Here is a 16,577-nt window from a genome sequence, read left to right as displayed (position 1 = left end):
ATCGCGCCGACCGGGCCAAAGCCAGCCGGAGAAGGCATTGCCACTACCCGGCTATAAAACGAGAGCATGACGATGAGTGAGAAAGAGACCTTCTGGCTGGGTATCGATTGTGGCGGTACTTATCTGAAAGCCGGGTTATATGACAGCCAGGGCAGGGAGCATGGCATTGAACGCCACGCGCTGATCACGCTCAGCCCGCTACCGGGTTATGCCGAGCGTGATATGCACACTCTGTGGCGCGCCTGTGCCGACACGATTTCACGCCTGCTGCAACGCACGCAAACGCAGGGCGCGCAAATTCGTGGGGTCGGGATCTCCGCACAAGGCAAGGGCCTGTTTCTGTTGGATAAGCATGATCAACCGCTGGGTAACGCCATGTTGTCATCGGACCGCCGTGCGCTGGAGGTGGTGAGACGCTGGCAGCAGGATGGCATACCGCAGCAGTTGTACCCACTCACCCGCCAGACAGTGTGGACCGGCCACCCGGTTTCGCTGCTGCGCTGGATAAAAGAGAACCAGCCACAGCGTTATTCGCAAATTGGCTGCGTCATGATGGGGCATGACTATTTGCGCTGGTGTCTTACCGGCGTCAAAGGCTGCGAAGAGAGCAACATTTCCGAATCCAACCTCTACAACATGTCCCGTGGCTATTACGACGCGCGCTTGTCGCAGTGGCTGGGGATAGGCGAAATCGACGCGGCATTGCCGCCCATTGTCGGTCCGGCAGAAATTTGCGGGGAAATCACCGCTCAGGCAGCTGCCATAACCGGTCTGGCGGCAGGAACACCTGTCGTTGGCGGTTTGTTTGATGTGGTTTCTACCGCGCTCTGCGCCGGGCTGAAAGATGAACGGCGACTGAATGCCGTCATGGGCACCTGGGCAGTCGCCAGCGGTATAGCAGATGGCATTCGCGATAACGAAGCCCATGCCTATGTGTACGGGCGCTACGTGAATGATGGCCAGTACATTGTGCACGAGGCCAGCCCGACCTCGTCCGGCAACCTCGAATGGCTGACTACCCAGTGGGGCACGCTCACTTTCGATGAGATCAACCAGGCCGTTGCCAGTGTGCCCAAAGCCGGTAGCGATCTGTTTTTCCTGCCATTTTTGTACGGCAGCAACGCGGGGCTTGAGATGACCAGCGGTTTTTACGGCATCCAGGCGCTACACACCCGCGCCCATTTGCTGCAGGCGGTTTACGAGGGGGTGGTGTTCAGCCACATGACCCATCTCAACCGCATGCGGGAGCGCTTTACCCATGTTGAAGCGCTGCGCGTGACCGGTGGCCCGGCGCATTCGGCGGTATGGATGCAGATGCTGGCCGATGTCAGCGGTTTGCCTGTTGAACTGCCGCAGGTCGAAGAAACCGGCTGTTTCGGCGCGGCGCTGGCCGCGCTGGTGGGCACTGGCGAGTATCGCGACTTCCATCATGCGCAGCAGGTGCTACGGCATGACATCCACACTCTTATACCGGACATGACCGCCCATGCCGCCTACCAGCGCAAGTACACCCATTACCAGTATTTGATTGAAGCACTACAGGGCTTTCACGCCCGCATTAAGGAGCAGACGTTATGAGCCGACCATTACTGCAACTGGCGCTCGACCATACCAGCCTTGCGGCTGCCCAGCGCGATGTGGCGCTGTTACAGGACCATGTGGATATCTTAGAAGCTGGCACCATTTTGTGCCTGAGTGAAGGGCTGAATGCGGTGCGCGCGCTGCGTGCCCAGTGCCCGGAAAAGATCATTGTCGCGGACTGGAAAGTCGCTGACGCCGGAGAAACGCTCGCGCAGGAGGCGCTGAGCGCCGGGGCGAACTGGATGACCATTATCTGCGCCGCACCGCTGGCAACGGTAGAGAAAGGCCACGCGATTGCGCAGGCGCACAACGGTGAAATTCAGATGGAGTTATTCGGCAACTGGACGTTTGACGACGCACGCGACTGGTATCGCATTGGCGTGCGTCAGGCGATTTATCACCGTGGTCGCGATGCGCAGGCCAGTGGCCAGCAATGGGGAGACGCGGATCTGGCGCGGATGAAAGCGCTGTCGGATATCGGTCTTGAACTGTCGGTGACTGGCGGACTGGCGCCTGCTGATTTACCGCTGTTTAAAGAGATTAACGTAAAAGCATTCATTGCCGGGCGCGCGTTGTCCGGGGCGGATAACCCCCAGCAGGTTGCCGCTGCATTTCATCATCAGATTGCTGCTACCTGGGGAGAGAAGTGATGCGTACCCATCCGTTAGGCATTTACGAAAAGGCGCTGGCCAAAGATCTGAGCTGGCCAGAGAGGCTGGTGCTGGCGAAAAGCTGCGGTTTTGATTTTGTCGAAATGTCGGTCGATGAAACGGACGAGCGCCTGGCACGACTGGAGTGGAGCACCACGCAGCGTGCATCGCTGGTCGAGGCAATGCTGGAAACCGGCGTCGCAATTCCATCGATGTGCTTGTCAGCGCACCGCCGTTTTCCGTTTGGCAGCCGTGATGAAAGCGTACGCGAACGGGCGCGGGAGATCATGACCAAAGCCATTCGCCTGGCGCGCGACCTCGGTATCCGCACCATTCAACTGGCCGGGTATGACGTTTATTACGAAGAGCATGACGACGGGACGCAACAGCGCTTTGCCGAAGGGCTGGCATGGGCCGTGGAACAGGCCGCTGCCGCGCAGGTGATGCTGGCGGTCGAGATTATGGACACCGCCTTTATGAACTCCATCAGCAAGTGGAAAAAGTGGGACGAGATGCTCGCCTCGCCATGGTTCAGCGTCTACCCGGATATCGGCAACCTGACGGCATGGGGCAATGATGTGCCTGCCGAGCTGGCGCTGGGCATCGATCGTATTGCCGCTATTCATCTGAAAGACACGCAGCCCGTCACCGCAGAAAGCCCGGGTCAGTTCCGTGATGTGCCGTTTGGCGAAGGATGTGTCGATTTTGTCGGCGTGTTCCGCGCCCTGCAGCAACTGAATTATCGTGGCGCCTTTTTAATTGAGATGTGGACCGAAAAAGCCAAAGAGCCGGTGCTGGAGATTATTCAGGCCCGCCGCTGGATTGAAGCCCGTATGCAGGAAGGAGGATTTGTATGTTAGAGCAACTCAAAGCTGAGGTGCTGGCCGCTAACCTGGCGCTGCCAGCCCATCATTTGGTGACGTTTACCTGGGGGAATGTCAGCGCCGTTGACGCGAGCGGCACACTGATGGTGATCAAACCTTCCGGCGTGGAGTATGAGGTGATGACCGCCGACGATATGGTGGTGGTGGAAATCGCCAGCGGTAACGTGGTTGAAGGCAGCAAAAAGCCCTCGTCGGACACGCCGACACATCTGGCGCTCTATCGCCGCTTTCCGCAGATTGGCGGCATTGTGCATACCCATTCGCGCCATGCCACGATCTGGTCGCAGGCCGGGCGTGATCTGCCGGCGTGGGGTACCACCCACGCGGATTATTTCTACGGCGCGATCCCCTGCACCCGGTTAATGACCGACGCGGAGATCCACGGCGACTACGAGTATCAAACCGGGGAGGTGATTATCAGCACCTTTGAGCAGCGCGATATTGACCCGATGCAGATCCCGGCAGTGCTGGTGCATTCACACGGGCCATTCGCCTGGGGCAAAAATGCGGCCGATGCTGTGCACAATGCCGTGGTGCTGGAGGAGTGCGCGTATATGGGGCTGTTCTCCCACCAGCTGGCACCGCAATTGCCGGATATGCAGCAACCTCTGCTGGATAAACACTATCTGCGTAAACATGGTGCAAAGGCCTATTACGGGCAGTAGAGGCTTATCCACATGCCCGGTAGCGCTGCGCTTACCGGGCCTGCGTTCCGTCAGCGACGCAGACAAAGGGATGACAGAAAACGCGGCGCTGTTTAAGGTAAGAGAACCTTTTATCCCCGGGCGGCCTCGTTGTGAAACAGACCTTCGCGTTAGATTTCTCTCATCGCGCATTGATTCCTTATGCGCATGATTACCGGCACGGTGAACATGAGCACTGGCATACGCATCCCTGCGATCAATTGATCCTCACCTTAAGCGGGGTGATCCGCGTGGAGACGCGCCAGGGGATGTGGGTAGTGCCGCCCGCGCGGGGCGTATGGATCCCGGCGAACATTTCTCATGCTTTGCATATTGAGGGTGATGTGCGTGCCCGTGGTGTTTTTGTTCAACCGCTGGCGCGGGCGGATTTACCGGTTATTTGCCAGGTGGTGCAGGTCAGCGATCTGTTACGGGCGCTGATCCTTAATGCGCTGGAACTGCCGCATGCGTATCAGGCCGGCAGTCGCGCAGAGCGTATTTATGAACTGATCCTCGATGAAATCCGTCTGATGAACACCCTGCCATTTTGTTTACCCGAACCCACATCGCCACGCTTAAAACAGCTGTGTGATGCGGTACGGCAAACGCCTGCCGGGGCCTGGTCGCTGGAGAGTGCGGCCCGCCAGGTCAATATGAGCGGACGCACGTTGTCGCGCCATTTCTACCAGCAGACTGGCCTGCAATTCAGTGAGTGGGTCCGCCGGGCAAGGTTGCTGGTGGCCTTAACCCGGCTGGCGCATGGCGAGCCGGTCATCCAGGTGGCGCTGGAGTGTGGTTATGCCAACCCGAGCGCGTTTAGCGCGATGTTTCGCCGGGTAATGGGTGTCTCGCCCGGCGATTACTTTACGGTGCGGTAAACGGGGCCGCAGCGTTTAGCAAGGCCTGCAACGAAGCGCGGGTAATGTCGCTATCAATGCTGACACCCCAGGCACGATCGCCATGTTTATTTTCACAACAGATGTACGCCACAGAACGGCTGTCGCTGTGTTTCCCCAGCGTATGTTCGTGGTAGCTTTCAATGTTGATTTCAATGTGCAGATTGCGGCACAAGGCCGTAATGGCCGTGGAGAGAAAGCCGTTGCCGGTTGCTCCGATCTTCAGCGTTTTGCCAGCACAGCGGATCTCGGCCAGCAGCGCCGTATTTTGCCCTGGCTGATTGGTACAGGCGTACTCAATCAGCTGTAACGCAGGCTGCTCTACCAGACCATAGCGCTGGCGGAACAGGTTCCAGATTGCCATCTGCGACATCTCTTTTCCCGCTGAGTCCGCCGCTTCCTGGACGAGCTGGCTGAACGCTTGCTGCAGTTTGCGCGGTAGTGTCAGGCCGTGGTTTTGCTCCAGCAGCCAGGCTGCGCCGCTTTTGCCGGACTGACTGTTAACGCGGATCACCGCTTCGTAGCTGCAGCCAATGTCGGCAGGATCCAGCGGCAGGTAGGGCACTTCCCAGCAGGCGTGCGGGCTGTTTTGTCGGGCGGCGAAGCCTTTTTTAATCGCATCCTGATGCGACCCCGAAAAAGCGGTGAAGACCAGTTCCCCGGCATACGGATGGCGGGGCGCAACGGGTAACTGATTGCACTCCTCGACAATCTCCACGACTTTTTTCATCTCGCTGAAATCCAGACCTGGCGCAATCCCCTGGGTATAGAGGTTTAGCGCCAGCGTGACCAAATCGGTGTTCCCGGTGCGTTCGCCATTACCGAACAGGCAGCCTTCCACGCGCTCAGCACCCGCCAGCAGAGCGAGTTCCGCGCTGGCAATGCCCGTGCCACGATCGTTATGCGGATGAATGCTAATGCATACCTGTTCGCGGCGGCTGAAATAGCGGCAAAAGTGCTCAATCTGATCGGCATAGACATTTGGCGTGTTGACTTCGACGGTGGCCGGCAGGTTGATGATCATCGGGCGTGTCGCGCAGGGTGCCCAGACATCGGCCACGGCTTCGCAAATTTCCAGCGCGAATTCCGCTTCGGTAAAGCAGAACGTTTCTGGCGAGTACTGAAACACCCATTCGGTGCCTGCTGCCTCCTCGCACTGGCGGCGGATCTGCGTGGCGGCTTTCACCGCCAGCGCCACGATCTCGTTGCGGCTCTGGCGAAAGACGATCTCGCGAAACACGGGCGCTGTCGCATTGTATAAATGCACCGTGGCGCGGTGTACGCCCTGCAGAGATTCAAACGTACGGGCGATCAAATCTTCCCGTGCCTGGGTTAATACCTGAAGGGTGACATCGTGCGGGATGCGCTGCTCGTTAATCAACTGGCGCACAAAATTGAAGTCCGTCTGCGAGGCCGATGGGAACGCGACTTCAATCTCTTTAAAACCGCAGGCGAGCAGTAAATCCCAAAATTTCAGCTTTCGCGCAGCGTCCATCGGTTCGGCCAGCGCCTGGTTACCGTCGCGCAAGTCTGTTGAAAGCCAGCGCGGTGCCTGCGTCAGGGTGTTATCCGGCCAGCGGCGATCGCGCAGTGGCAGAGGGGGATGACCTGCATATTTTTCAGAAGGGTTGGTTAACATCATGCGTCTCTCCTTGGGGTAGGCTTCCAGTTTCCACAGAGACGCGTCGGCGTGCGCACGCGCAGATGACAATGTCGTATGTAAAAGTGACAACGTGCGTGCACCCGCGTGGAAAACGAGGCAAAACCGAGACTGCCTCCGCCGCTTCGTTAGTAAGAAAAAGGTTAAAGTTCCGCATAGCGGGCCTGCGGTTTCTATACTTGGCTGCGGAGGTAAGCTATGAAAAAAATGCTGTATTCATTGTTCGCAAGTCCCGACAGATTATTACAGGTGATGAGCCACGGCGAGATTCAGGATGCGATAGAAGATGGGGAACGGATCCTGGTGGATGCCGACGGTAATACCTCGGTCAATATTCGTTGCCAGCGTGTGCAGGACGATTTCAAACGCCATGTTGATGCGCTGAAGAGGGCTTAACGATGGGAACAGCTATCTTTATGGTGTTGATGGTATGTGGCTATTGGTATACCTCGCACGATCTCTCCACGCGATTCAAATTCAAACGCAGCTTCGGCTGGGATGTCTATTTTCTGGTGGCCCTTTATGGCTGTGTCTTTGTCCTGCAGGGGATACTGGCGACGGCATTGCTGTGGCTGGGTTTGCTGATCGCCTCTGCGGTGATGAATGCGCTGCCGTCATTTTTTGGCGCGGAACATCACCATTTGCATATGGTCTTTATGAACTGGAGCTTTTTAGGCATCCAGGCGCCGGTGGTGATCATGCTCGCCTTTGCGGTATTTCTCTGTCTCTGGCGCTCCAACTGGGCAGGCAGCGCCCGGCTGGACAGCAATGGTCGCCGGGAGTTGTATAAACATTTGTCGCGGGCGAATGGCGTAGAAGGGCTGATCTATCAATGTATGGAAAAGGGCGATTTAGCCTGGATCACCCTCAAATCGCAGCGCATCTATATTGGCATGATCCACACCGCAACGTTTGATAGCGGCGATGCCAACAACATTGTGCTGATCCCGATGCTGAGCGGTTACCGTGATGACGCCACACTCGATCTGCATGTTGAGCACAATTACAGTGCCTGGTATGCGTCGCACGACATCGACTTGTCTTCCACGCCGCGCTCGGCATTGGATTTTCGCAAAGTGTTATTACTCTCGCAGGTTGAAAGTTTGTCGTTATTTGATCCTGCCCAGGTCATGGCGATGGGAATAAATCGACCCGATGAAAACCCGGCATAACCGTTCTTGACCGGGCTAAAAAAGCGGTGTACTCCAGGGCGTGATTGAGACACACAGAGAATTAGGGATCCTATGAACGAGAATTTTTTTTACCTCACCTTTGGGAGTGTGCTCCTGGTGGCTATTGCGATTCCTCTTGCGCTACAAAAAATTAAACCCAATCGATGGTACGGCGTCAGAACCGCGTTCACTTTAAACAATCCTCTGATCTGGTATCGGGCAAACCGTTTTTATGGCCTGTTCATGATTGTCTCTGCGGTGGTTTTTTTTATTGTGTCAGCCTTGTCAGGCACCTGGCGTAGGGGGGACGGTAACGCTAACGTCACTCTTGTGTTGTTTCTCATTGAAGTTTCTGTACCTGTGGCGATGACGTTTTTGAAACTGATTGCAATGAAACGGCGTTAGAACAGGGATTGCAGGGGGCAGGGATGCATCAGTCGCCGGGCAAGCTGACTTGCCCGGCATCATCAACCTTTACACGCGAATCTGATCCACTATTACCGGCTGGGCGGTTTTTGCTGTGGGTTTGTCAACATGCCGGTACTTATCCAACAGGTGGATTTGGATCCGGCGCAGCAGATCACCATTGAGTTTGTAGAAACGGAAATAGATCAGCAGCGAGATGAGGAAGAAGCAGGCCGGCAGCGCCAGCATAATTACTTGCATCCCCATTAACGTGCTGGCGGACTGCGCAACGTTCGGCACATAGCCAATCACACCGAGGACCACTGCAATAAAGTATGCGGCAAACGCGGCGCCGGCTTTCACGACCAGTGTCTGTACCGAATACGCAATGCTTTCGCAGCGCACATTGAGCTTGTATTCGCCGTAATCGACGGTGTCGGCCACCATAATCACCTGCAACACCCAGAAAAACGCTTTGCCAATACTGAACAGCACCCCGGCCAGCAATATCACCCAGGCGTTGGTAAAGCCCATAAGGGCCATCCACAGCAACACGCCGCCGCTGACAATCGGCAACACCGATGCGCCAGCCCATAGCACACGGCGCGAGAAAACTTTCACCAGTTTCGGGAACAAAATGAGGATCAGCAGGTTGGCGACCCCGGCGTAAGACATGTAGTAGGGGAACAGGTCGACATTGCCAATGACATACGTGAAGTAATAAATCGCGAACCCTTCAATGACGTTCGCTGCGGTGTTATAGGCCAGCGCCATCACCAGTAAACAGGCCAGTTGATCGTTTTTAAAAATCAGCTGAACCATCTGTTTCAGGCTCATCGGCGTGTTGTCGGCGGTGGGCTGTTTGTCAGAGGAGTAAACCTCATGCACATTGCGCAGCGTGACAATAGTGGAAAGCACAAAAAAAGCAATTAACACCAGCGTCAGCATTTGAAAGCCGAAGCCACGATCCGCGCCGCCCACGGCATTAACGAACGGCAAGGCAATCCCGGCGGTGACAAAGCCCGCCAGACTGGCAAAAAACCGCGGGTAGGGCACCAATTGTTCGCGTTCGCGCTTATCCAGCGTGATGGTCGGCACCAGCGACCAGAATGGCACATCCATAATGGTGTAAGTGAAGCCCCACAGCAGGTAGGTCCCCCAGACCCAGATCAATTGGGTTGTGCCAGTAAAGTGGTGAGCACTGAACAGCATGTACAGCACCACGGAGTTTGTCAGGGTGCCGATTAAGATCCACGGTTTAAACTTCCCCCAGCGCGAGCGGGTACAGTCCACGATCCAGCCCATAATCGGATCGGCCAGCGCATCGAGAATACGCGCCACCAGAAATAGCGTGCCGACCATACCGACCGACAGGCCGACAATATCGGTGTAGTAATACATCAGGTACATGTAGACGATACCGATCGCAAAATCCTTACCAAACGCGCCAAATCCGTAGCTGAGCTTTGTTGTCATTGAAATACTCATAGGGTACCGATTGCCTCTTTCAGTGTCGGAAGGTCGCCAACAGCCGGGCATGCCCGGCTGTCTGCATTAGTGGTGCAGCCAGCCCGGCAGCCAGTCGCCATGGCTGGCGATCAGGTCATCCACCAGTGCGTAGATCTCTTCGATACCCAGAACGGCAGCGGTATGCGGATCCATCATTGTTGCGTAATACACATAGTCACGGTTCTCGGTGAGGATTGCCTCCGTCAGCAGGGTTTGAACGTTGATATTGGTTTGCATCAGTGCCGCAAGGTGCGCGGGCAGTTTGCCCACTTTCGTTGGCAGAATACCGTTGGCATCCACCAGGCACGGGACCTCGACACAGCAGCCTTCCGGCAGGTTATCGATCAGGCCATCGTTACGTACGTTGCCGTAAATCACGCTCGGCTCGCCGGTCCAGATGGCGTTCATAATGGTGCTGGCGTACTCCCGCGACGGCTTGATGTCGATGCGTTCGGCCGTTTTGTATTCGGCGAGCTCTTTTTGCCAGTTCGCCAGTTGCTCAACGCAGCGTTTCGGGTACTCATCCAGCGGAACCTGGTAGCGTTCAATCAGGTCTTCACGTCCCGGTTTAATAAACCAGGGGGTATATTCGGCAAAATGTTCAGAGGATTCGGTCACGAAGTAGCCCAGCTTTTCGAACATTTCATAACGCACGATGTTCTGGCAGCGTGGGTTGCCGTGAAGGTTCGGCCTGGGAGCTCGTTTGTCGGCATACGCCTGGTGCAGTTCCGGGTAGAGGTTGGTATAGCTCCCATCCGGCTGTTTTTTCTCGAGCGACAGGTAAAACGCCATATGGTTGATGCCAGCGCAGCGGTAGCGTAATAGGGCCGGGTCGATATCGAGATCGTGCGCCAGCTCCTCTGCGGTACCCTGTACGGAGTGGCACAGCCCAACCTGCTTAATGTGCGGGTAACGGGCATACATTGCCCAGGTGTTCATCGCCATCGGGTTGACGTAGTTGAGCAGAGTGGCCTGCGGGCAGACTTCGGTCATGTCTTCGCAAATCTGCCACAAATGAGGGATGGTGCGCAGCGCGCGCATAATGCCGCCAGGGCCGAGCGTATCGGCGATGGTCTGCTCCAGACCGTGGCGTTTACAGACCTCAAAGTCTGTCACCGTACAGGGTTCATAGCCGCCAATCTGGAAGGCGACGACCACAAAATCGGCATCTTTAAGTGCGGTTTTTTGATCGGTATGGCAACTGATTTGGCCGTAAGCCCCGACCGAATCCATCAGTTTACGCACCACAATGTGCGACTCCTCCAGCCGCGTGGCATCAATATCCATCAGCGCGACATGCGCATCTTTTAGCGCCGGACGCTGGAAGACATCGCCCAGGATGTTTTTGACAAACACCGTAGAGCCGGCGCCGATAAAGGTAATTTTTGCGGCAGACATGTGCGTTCTCCTTGAGAGTGGTTGTACGTCCTGAGCGTGGCACGCGCCTTGTTTGCCATCTGCCTTCTTCCCGCAGGTGCATTCCCGAAAACTCAGATCTCGCTATGCATCGCGCTGGATCTGAGTTTCCAGGAAAAAATAAGCAGTTAAGCAGAGTTAACGGCAATACCTTTAACTAAAATAGAACAGGATGGCGCAAAGCGAAGCGTGAAAAGTGATGATTCAGGACGAGGGCAGGATGGCAAAAGAGCAGATCAGAGCGGATATGTGCAGTGGCGATGAGAAGACCACCCGTGGGCCGCTGTCGCTCTATTCGGAGTACCAGCGCATGGAGATCGAGCTGCGCGCGCCGCATGCGATGTCTGCCAGCCACTGGCATGGCCAGGTGGAAGTCAATGTGCCGTTCGACGGCGATGTGGAGTACCTGATTAATAACGAAGTGGTGCGCATTAAACAGGGCTATATCACTCTGTTCTGGGCCTGTACGCCGCACCAGTTGACGCGCCCCGGTGACTGCAAGCAGATGGCGATTTTTAACCTGCCGATGCACCTGTTTCTCTCATGGCCGCTCGACCGCGAACTGATTAACCATGTTACCCACGGCATGGTGATTAAATCGCTTGCTGCCCAGCAGCTTAGCGCCTTTGAGGTGCAGCGCTGGCAGAATGAGCTTAACAGCGCTAATGAACAATTACGGCAACTGGCGATCGATGAAATTGCGCTCATGCTCAAGCGTTTTAGCCTCTCCGGCTGGCAGCCTATTTTGGTGAATAAGACGTCGCGGACCCATAAAAACAGTGTCTCGCGCCATGCGCAGTTTTACGTTAGCCAGATGCTGGAATTTATTGCGCTGAATTATGATCAGGTGCTGACTATTGACGCCATCGCTGAGCATGTAAAGCTCAATCCAAATTATGCGATGGGGATTTTTCAGCGGGTGATGCAACTCACCATGAAGCAGTACATCACCACTATGCGCATTAACCATGTGCGCGCGCTGCTCAGCGACACGGACAAAACCATTCTGGATATTGCACTGACCGCCGGTTTTGGTTCCAGCAGCCGTTTTTACAGCACTTTTCAGAAATATGTCGGTATGCCGCCGCAGAAATACCGCAAACTCAGCCAGTTACGTCGGCAGCAGAGCGCGTCCTGAACAGGGCGTCCTCGTTATTTTGTAGCATAATGACCGCGACGGGCGGCATTACTGCAACCAGGTGTCATGCACATAACGTTCGCGGCTTTTATTCTGATCGATAAGGCATTGGGTGTGAATATCATCCTGGCTGGTGGCCCATTCGCCCATTAAAGCGGCGGAGGCCGCGCACATTTCATCTCGGGATGCGAGCCACAATTTTTGCGCTTTAGCGAACTTCTCCCAGAAGATATCGTTTATTTTGACGCCATCCGGATCGTTAAGATGATAAGGCGTGTTGTAGTCGCGCGTGATCACAGCATGCAGTTGGGCGATTGTCGCACTTAACGATTTTTCCGAGCGTTTTATGGCCTCTTCTTTACACTGCGCCTGGTTCTGGCCTGCACCCCAGGCTGGCAAAGAGAGGCAATGTTTAACCTCGTTCCCCAAATTCAGTGTTGCCGCCATGGCATTAGCTGTTGCCAGCGACAAAATCATTACCGTTGCTTTTGCGAAATCCATCAGTTGGTCAGTCCCGTTACCCGCATTTTTACCGGGTATATAAGAACGGCTTTCAGAGGGGAATTCAATTCCTTTTCGCTTTGGTCTGCGGGTAAGTTGCAGAGCGGGCGGCTGTCAGAAAAACGTTCTTTCAGCCCCCGGGTAAGAGAAGGTTACAAGCGGAAGGCATTAACATCGTTGAGCAACTTACCGGCCTGGTGGCTGAGTGAGTTGGCGGCGGTGGCCATCTCCTCCACCATTGCGGCGTTTTGCTGCAGGTTCCCTTCCATCTGGCTGACGGCTATATTGACCTGATCAATACCGTGGCTCTGCTCGGTGGAGGAGTTGTTGACCTGATTGATCAATACCGTGGTTTCGTCTACTGCGCCCAGCGCCTCGTTCATCCGTGTGGTGACGTTGGCCGCGTAACTGACCCCATCGCCGACATTTTTAATGGCTTCATCAATCAGCCCGCGAATGTCTCGCGCAGCGACGGAAGAACGCTGTGACAGCGAGCGAACTTCACCGGCTACTACCGCGAAGCCTTTGCCTTGCTCGCCAGCGCGGGCGGCTTCGACCGCAGCGTTGAGTGCCAGGATGTTCGTCTGGAAGGCGATGCCGTCAATAATGTCTGTAATTTCAGAAATTTTTGCCGACGAGGCGGAGATATCATCAATCGATTTTTGCAGTGCGCTCAGTTCACGATGACTCTCATTGACCATAGCCTGAACACGGCCAATAAAGGTGTTTGCTTCATGGGCATTATCTCTGTTGTGTTTCACCGTGGCTGACAACTGGTTCATGCTGGCAGCGGTTTGCTCCAGAGAAGAGGCCTGCGATTCCGTACGCGACGAGAGATCATCATTACTTTTGGCAATTTCGCTGGCGGCAGTATCCACTTCATTACTGGCATCTTTTACGCTGGTTAATACCGCGCGGATTTTATCCATCAGGTTGTTAAAACTGGCGGCTGTTGCGCCCAGTTCATCGTTTTTAGTCAGATCAACTTTTACCGTTAAATCCAGTGAGTTGCTGATAACGCCCATGCTGGATTGCAGGCTTTTTAAGCCTTTACTTAAGTAGCTAAGAATAGAGGTGGCAAATACGGCAATTAATGCCAGCAAAAAGATAATGGTGCCAAGTAACAGCCAGAACGTATTAAGGTATTGCTGATGGTTATTTTCAGCATAGCGTTTCGCTATATTATAGTTTAACGCCAGCATCTCTTTTAAATTCGCGCTCAGTGCGACCGAAGCATTCGCAGTGATACCGCCATCGGAAACCATTTTCCGCGCGGCTTCTACCCCCTCGCTGTGATAAACGCCAACCATGGATTCGGCTTTTTGCCGGTAATCATCAAACGCGTCTTGCGTTTTTTTCAGTAACTCAGCATCCGTCGAGTCGCTGACCAAATTTTCGCGATAATACTTAAATATCTCATTGGTTTTATTCAGCTCATCGCGCGCCTGTGTCATATGTTTGATAAACACGGCTTCGTCATTGTTCAATAGCGACATTAAAATTTGCCGCCTTGCCTCTTCGCGATGCTGAACGGCCTCGCTGAGCTTGCTAATACTCGGCAGGCTATTATCAATAACATAATCAAAGCGTTCCTGAGCCTGATCTAAAGCGCGAATGCTTAAACCGCCCAGTATCAGCATTGCCAGGAAGGTGATTGAAAATACGAAAGTCAGTTTTTTTAAAATGGTCATAACGGCCTCAAGTGCGATCCATATCCAGGTGAACATTATTTTTATCGGCGTCCTAACTAAAATCTTCACGTGGAACGAGATAAAAAAAGATCTTTTTTGATCTGTGTTCGGGTTATAAGGAAATGGCGAAAAATAGTATTAAAATTCAACGGGTAATATTTATTAATAATTGTCAATTTTATATATAATATATTCGGATTTCATGGCGATGATATATCATATAAAATAAAGCGTGATCATCGTTATATTTAATGATGAAAAACATAAATGGCATTTTTTTATGCGTTTTTCGACTTATTAAAACATCTCTGATTGCCGATAGTAGATATAGCACCGGAGCACACAGCAGTAATGTCTTAACACCCATTAATTAGCCTGATAATGCTAAGCAGGCTAATTCGGTGTTGTTGGCATTTATTTATCGTCATCATTCCCATACAGGGCGTCGAGGAACCATCAGATGGCACGTCAGCTTACTCTCTTTAAAAATCTGTCCGTCGCGGCAAAGTTATTTGGCGGTTTTTCTGTTTTGCTCGCCATTATTATTCTTTCATCCGTAGGAGTATCTATCAGCTATCAGTCATTCGCGATCACTCCGATAAAGCGCGGCTGGTCACCCAGATTAGCGATGATCTGAATACCGCCCGACGCAATCGCCTTGTTTTTCAGCTTAGCCATGACCCGAAAACGATGGAGGCCAACCATGTCGCCATTGAAAAAATGCTGGCCAGTATCGAACAGGGTAGCCATTTCGTTTGGGAACAGGACACCGGGCTGTTATTCGACAATCTGAAATCCACGCTGCCGCAGTATGCCGAAGCCCGCGATAAGCTGGTGGCAGATGAAAATGCCGCCACAGAGCAGTCCAGGCAAGTGTTGGCAGCGCTGAATCACCCGGTGTTCACCGAATACCGCGACGTGGTGAAAGGGAGTGAGGCGCCGCAAAAAAATGATGTCAATTACGTGATGTTACTGGCGGAATTACGGGCCGATGCAGACGGTATTGTCGACTCTCGCGGTAAAGAAGATAAGAGCATGTTCGCCGGGGCGCTGCAAAGTGCTAACGCGCTCCACGCCCTGATGAAGCAGGGGGAAGGGGCGGCAAACACCGTGCTGGCGGATGATGTGCACAACCAGTTGCAAAACCTGGATCGTCAGGTGGATGCCTATTTTGCCGCACTGGCAAAAGCCAAATCCACCTCTGATGCCCTTTCGGTCATTGCTGAGAAACTCAATAGCGCCACCACGAGTCTGGCAAAATTACAGACCGAAAAGAGCAATGCTTCAATCGGTAACGTGATTTACATTTTGCTGGTGGTCACTGTGTGCGCAGTGCTGGTCGGAATGGTTACCGCATGGCTGATTACCCGACAGATGACGCGGCAGATCCGTTATAACCTGACGCTGGCAGAAAGCATTGCCCAGGGCGATCTCACGGCCGTGATTGAGGCGGAGTCCAACGATGAGCTGGGTCGGTTGAGTGCCGCTATGGCGGCCATGAATGAGAAACTGCGTGAGTTGATTTCGCAGATTAAAGCCTCGGTGGTGAATGTGGCGTCGGCGTCATCGCAGATTGCGGCGGGTAATACCGATCTTGCCTCCCGTACGGAGGAGCAATCGGCGGCGGTCGTTGAAACTGCCGCCAGTATGGAAGAGCTCACCTCTACCGTAAAACGCAACGCAGATAATGCCCGCGAGGCCAGCAACCTTGCGCAGACTGCTGCGAAAAACGCGCAGGCAGGCGGCAAACTGGTGTCGGATGTGGTGACGACGATGGATAACATCACCGAAAGCTCTAACAAAATTAAAGACATTATTACCGTTATTAACGGCATTTCGTTCCAGACCAATATTCTCGCCCTTAACGCAGCCGTCGAAGCCGCCCGCGCTGGCGAGCAGGGGCGCGGTTTTGCCGTGGTGGCGGGTGAAGTCCGAAACCTTGCGCAGCGTAGCGCCGAGGCCGCCAAAGAGATTGAAGGGCTAATTCAGGAGTCGGTCGACAGGGTCAGCTCCGGCTCGGAAATGGTCAACAAAGCCGGGGAAACGATGAAAGAGATCGTCTCTTCCGTGGAAGGGGTGAGTGGCATCATGACAGAAATTTCTCATGCCTCCGATGAACAGAGCCGCGGTATTGATCAGATCAGTAAAGCCATGAGTGAGCTGGACACCACAACACAGCAAAACGCCGCGCTGGTGCAGGAGTCTTCCGCTGCTGCTGGCTCGCTTGAGCAACAATCCGGCCAGCTAAGCCGCCTGGTTTCGCTGTTTAAACTGAACAACGACACCGTGGATAAAACGCCAAAAACGCGTGCAGTTACTGCTCGCCCTGTGACGCAGGCGACGGCACCCGCAGGTGATGGCGACTGGGAAACCTTCTGAGCCTGACCGTAG

14 protein-coding genes and 1 pseudogene are annotated in these 16,577 nt (G+C 54.2%); 10 read left to right on the top strand and 5 right to left on the bottom strand.

Going from position 1 to position 16,577, the window contains the following annotated elements; genetic code table 11:
• Positions 1–72 precede the first annotated feature (72 nt).
• The 5 genes from ACUY4S_RS16625 to ACUY4S_RS16605 all read left to right on the top strand — a co-directional run bounded on the left by ACUY4S_RS16625 (position 73) and on the right by ACUY4S_RS16605 (position 4,676).
• Entirely contained in the window at positions 73–1,578 is a 1,506-nt protein-coding gene (locus ACUY4S_RS16625) for an FGGY-family carbohydrate kinase (protein WP_458022501.1), read from the top strand.
• Positions 1,575–2,231, top strand: a complete 657-nt coding sequence (gene ulaD / locus ACUY4S_RS16620) for a 3-keto-L-gulonate-6-phosphate decarboxylase UlaD (RefSeq protein WP_458022502.1) — start codon at positions 1,575–1,577, stop codon at positions 2,229–2,231. Before ACUY4S_RS16625 ends, ulaD begins: the two co-directional genes overlap by 4 nt.
• The gene (locus tag ACUY4S_RS16615; RefSeq protein ID WP_312691432.1) at positions 2,231–3,091 is read left to right on the top strand and encodes an L-ribulose-5-phosphate 3-epimerase; all 861 of its coding nucleotides are present in this window, start codon (positions 2,231–2,233) and stop codon (positions 3,089–3,091) included. Before ulaD ends, ACUY4S_RS16615 begins: the two co-directional genes overlap by 1 nt.
• Positions 3,085–3,780, top strand: coding sequence for an L-ribulose-5-phosphate 4-epimerase (gene araD, locus ACUY4S_RS16610; protein ID WP_312691431.1), 696 nt, complete (start codon positions 3,085–3,087; stop codon positions 3,778–3,780). The genes ACUY4S_RS16615 and araD overlap by 7 nt, the downstream gene beginning before the upstream one ends.
• 131 nt (positions 3,781–3,911) lie before the next feature.
• Positions 3,912–4,676: an AraC family transcriptional regulator gene (locus ACUY4S_RS16605; RefSeq protein ID WP_458023352.1), complete on the top strand. Its 765-nt coding sequence runs from the start codon at positions 3,912–3,914 to the stop codon at positions 4,674–4,676.
• Here ACUY4S_RS16605 and leuA read toward each other — a convergent pair.
• Positions 4,663–6,333, bottom strand: a complete 1,671-nt coding sequence (gene leuA, locus ACUY4S_RS16600) for a 2-isopropylmalate synthase (protein WP_458023355.1) — start codon at positions 6,331–6,333, stop codon at positions 4,663–4,665. The two genes, ACUY4S_RS16605 and leuA, sit on opposite strands and share 14 nt — an antisense overlap.
• 219 nt (positions 6,334–6,552) lie before the next feature.
• Between leuA and ACUY4S_RS16595 the strand changes: the two genes are divergently transcribed.
• The 3 genes from ACUY4S_RS16595 (at position 6,553) to ACUY4S_RS16585 (ending at position 7,931) form a co-directional block, all read left to right on the top strand.
• A complete protein-coding gene (locus ACUY4S_RS16595) occupies positions 6,553–6,750 on the top strand; it encodes a hypothetical protein (protein WP_312691429.1) in 198 nt (65 codons plus the stop codon).
• Positions 6,751–6,752: 2 nt separating this feature from the next.
• A complete protein-coding gene (locus ACUY4S_RS16590) occupies positions 6,753–7,526 on the top strand; it encodes a hypothetical protein (protein WP_312691428.1) in 774 nt (257 codons plus the stop codon).
• Positions 7,527–7,598: 72 nt separating this feature from the next.
• Positions 7,599–7,931 (top strand): SdpI family protein, encoded by a 333-nt coding sequence (locus ACUY4S_RS16585; RefSeq protein ID WP_312691427.1) that lies wholly within the window; start codon positions 7,599–7,601, stop codon positions 7,929–7,931.
• A 69-nt stretch (positions 7,932–8,000) separates the two neighbouring features.
• On the opposite strand, the gene melB is transcribed toward ACUY4S_RS16585, so the two are convergent.
• Both melB and ACUY4S_RS16575 read right to left on the bottom strand, forming a co-directional pair.
• Positions 8,001–9,419: a melibiose:sodium transporter MelB gene (melB, locus tag ACUY4S_RS16580; RefSeq protein ID WP_458023351.1), complete on the bottom strand. Its 1,419-nt coding sequence runs from the start codon at positions 9,417–9,419 to the stop codon at positions 8,001–8,003.
• 66 nt (positions 9,420–9,485) lie between these two features.
• Entirely contained in the window at positions 9,486–10,838 is a 1,353-nt protein-coding gene (locus tag ACUY4S_RS16575; RefSeq protein ID WP_312691425.1) for an alpha-glucosidase/alpha-galactosidase, read from the bottom strand.
• A gap of 238 nt (positions 10,839–11,076) precedes the next feature.
• On the opposite strand from ACUY4S_RS16575, the gene melR reads away from it, so the two are divergent.
• Positions 11,077–11,994 (top strand): transcriptional regulator MelR, encoded by a 918-nt coding sequence (gene melR, locus ACUY4S_RS16570; protein ID WP_312691424.1) that lies wholly within the window; start codon positions 11,077–11,079, stop codon positions 11,992–11,994.
• 48 nt (positions 11,995–12,042) lie between these two features.
• On the opposite strand, the gene ACUY4S_RS16565 is transcribed toward melR, so the two are convergent.
• Both ACUY4S_RS16565 and ACUY4S_RS16560 read right to left on the bottom strand, forming a co-directional pair.
• Positions 12,043–12,495 (bottom strand): lysozyme inhibitor LprI family protein, encoded by a 453-nt coding sequence (locus ACUY4S_RS16565; RefSeq protein WP_312691423.1) that lies wholly within the window; start codon positions 12,493–12,495, stop codon positions 12,043–12,045.
• A gap of 152 nt (positions 12,496–12,647) precedes the next feature.
• On the bottom strand, positions 12,648–14,186 hold the full coding sequence (locus ACUY4S_RS16560; RefSeq protein WP_312691422.1) for a methyl-accepting chemotaxis protein: 1,539 nt from the start codon (positions 14,184–14,186) through the stop codon (positions 12,648–12,650).
• Between the two features lie 460 nt (positions 14,187–14,646).
• Here ACUY4S_RS16560 and ACUY4S_RS16555 point away from each other — a divergent pair.
• A pseudogene (locus ACUY4S_RS16555) lies at positions 14,647–16,565 on the top strand (methyl-accepting chemotaxis protein).
• Positions 16,566–16,577: the final 12 nt, after the last annotated feature.

This window comes from Kosakonia beeri, assembly GCF_054165705.1.
This window is presented reverse-complemented; position numbering and strand designations above follow the sequence as displayed.

Bases quoted from the DNA above. Each gene is read 5' to 3' on its own strand.
- araD (WP_312691431.1), top strand. From the start codon at position 3,085: ATGTTAGAGCAACTCAAAGCTGAGGTGCTGGCCGCTAACCTGGCGCTG.
- ACUY4S_RS16575 (WP_312691425.1), bottom strand. From the start codon at position 10,838: ATGTCTGCCGCAAAAATTACCTTTATCGGCGCCGGCTCTACGGTGTTT.
- ACUY4S_RS16590 (WP_312691428.1), top strand. From the start codon at position 6,753: ATGGGAACAGCTATCTTTATGGTGTTGATGGTATGTGGCTATTGGTAT.
- ACUY4S_RS16615 (WP_312691432.1), top strand. From the start codon at position 2,231: ATGCGTACCCATCCGTTAGGCATTTACGAAAAGGCGCTGGCCAAAGAT.
- ACUY4S_RS16595 (WP_312691429.1), top strand. From the start codon at position 6,553: ATGAAAAAAATGCTGTATTCATTGTTCGCAAGTCCCGACAGATTATTA.
- ACUY4S_RS16625 (WP_458022501.1), top strand. From the start codon at position 73: ATGAGTGAGAAAGAGACCTTCTGGCTGGGTATCGATTGTGGCGGTACT.
- leuA (WP_458023355.1), bottom strand. From the start codon at position 6,333: ATGTTAACCAACCCTTCTGAAAAATATGCAGGTCATCCCCCTCTGCCA.
- ACUY4S_RS16560 (WP_312691422.1), bottom strand. From the start codon at position 14,186: ATGACCATTTTAAAAAAACTGACTTTCGTATTTTCAATCACCTTCCTG.
- melB (WP_458023351.1), bottom strand. From the start codon at position 9,419: ATGAGTATTTCAATGACAACAAAGCTCAGCTACGGATTTGGCGCGTTT.
- ulaD (WP_458022502.1), top strand. From the start codon at position 1,575: ATGAGCCGACCATTACTGCAACTGGCGCTCGACCATACCAGCCTTGCG.
- ACUY4S_RS16565 (WP_312691423.1), bottom strand. From the start codon at position 12,495: ATGGATTTCGCAAAAGCAACGGTAATGATTTTGTCGCTGGCAACAGCT.
- melR (WP_312691424.1), top strand. From the start codon at position 11,077: ATGGCAAAAGAGCAGATCAGAGCGGATATGTGCAGTGGCGATGAGAAG.
- ACUY4S_RS16585 (WP_312691427.1), top strand. From the start codon at position 7,599: ATGAACGAGAATTTTTTTTACCTCACCTTTGGGAGTGTGCTCCTGGTG.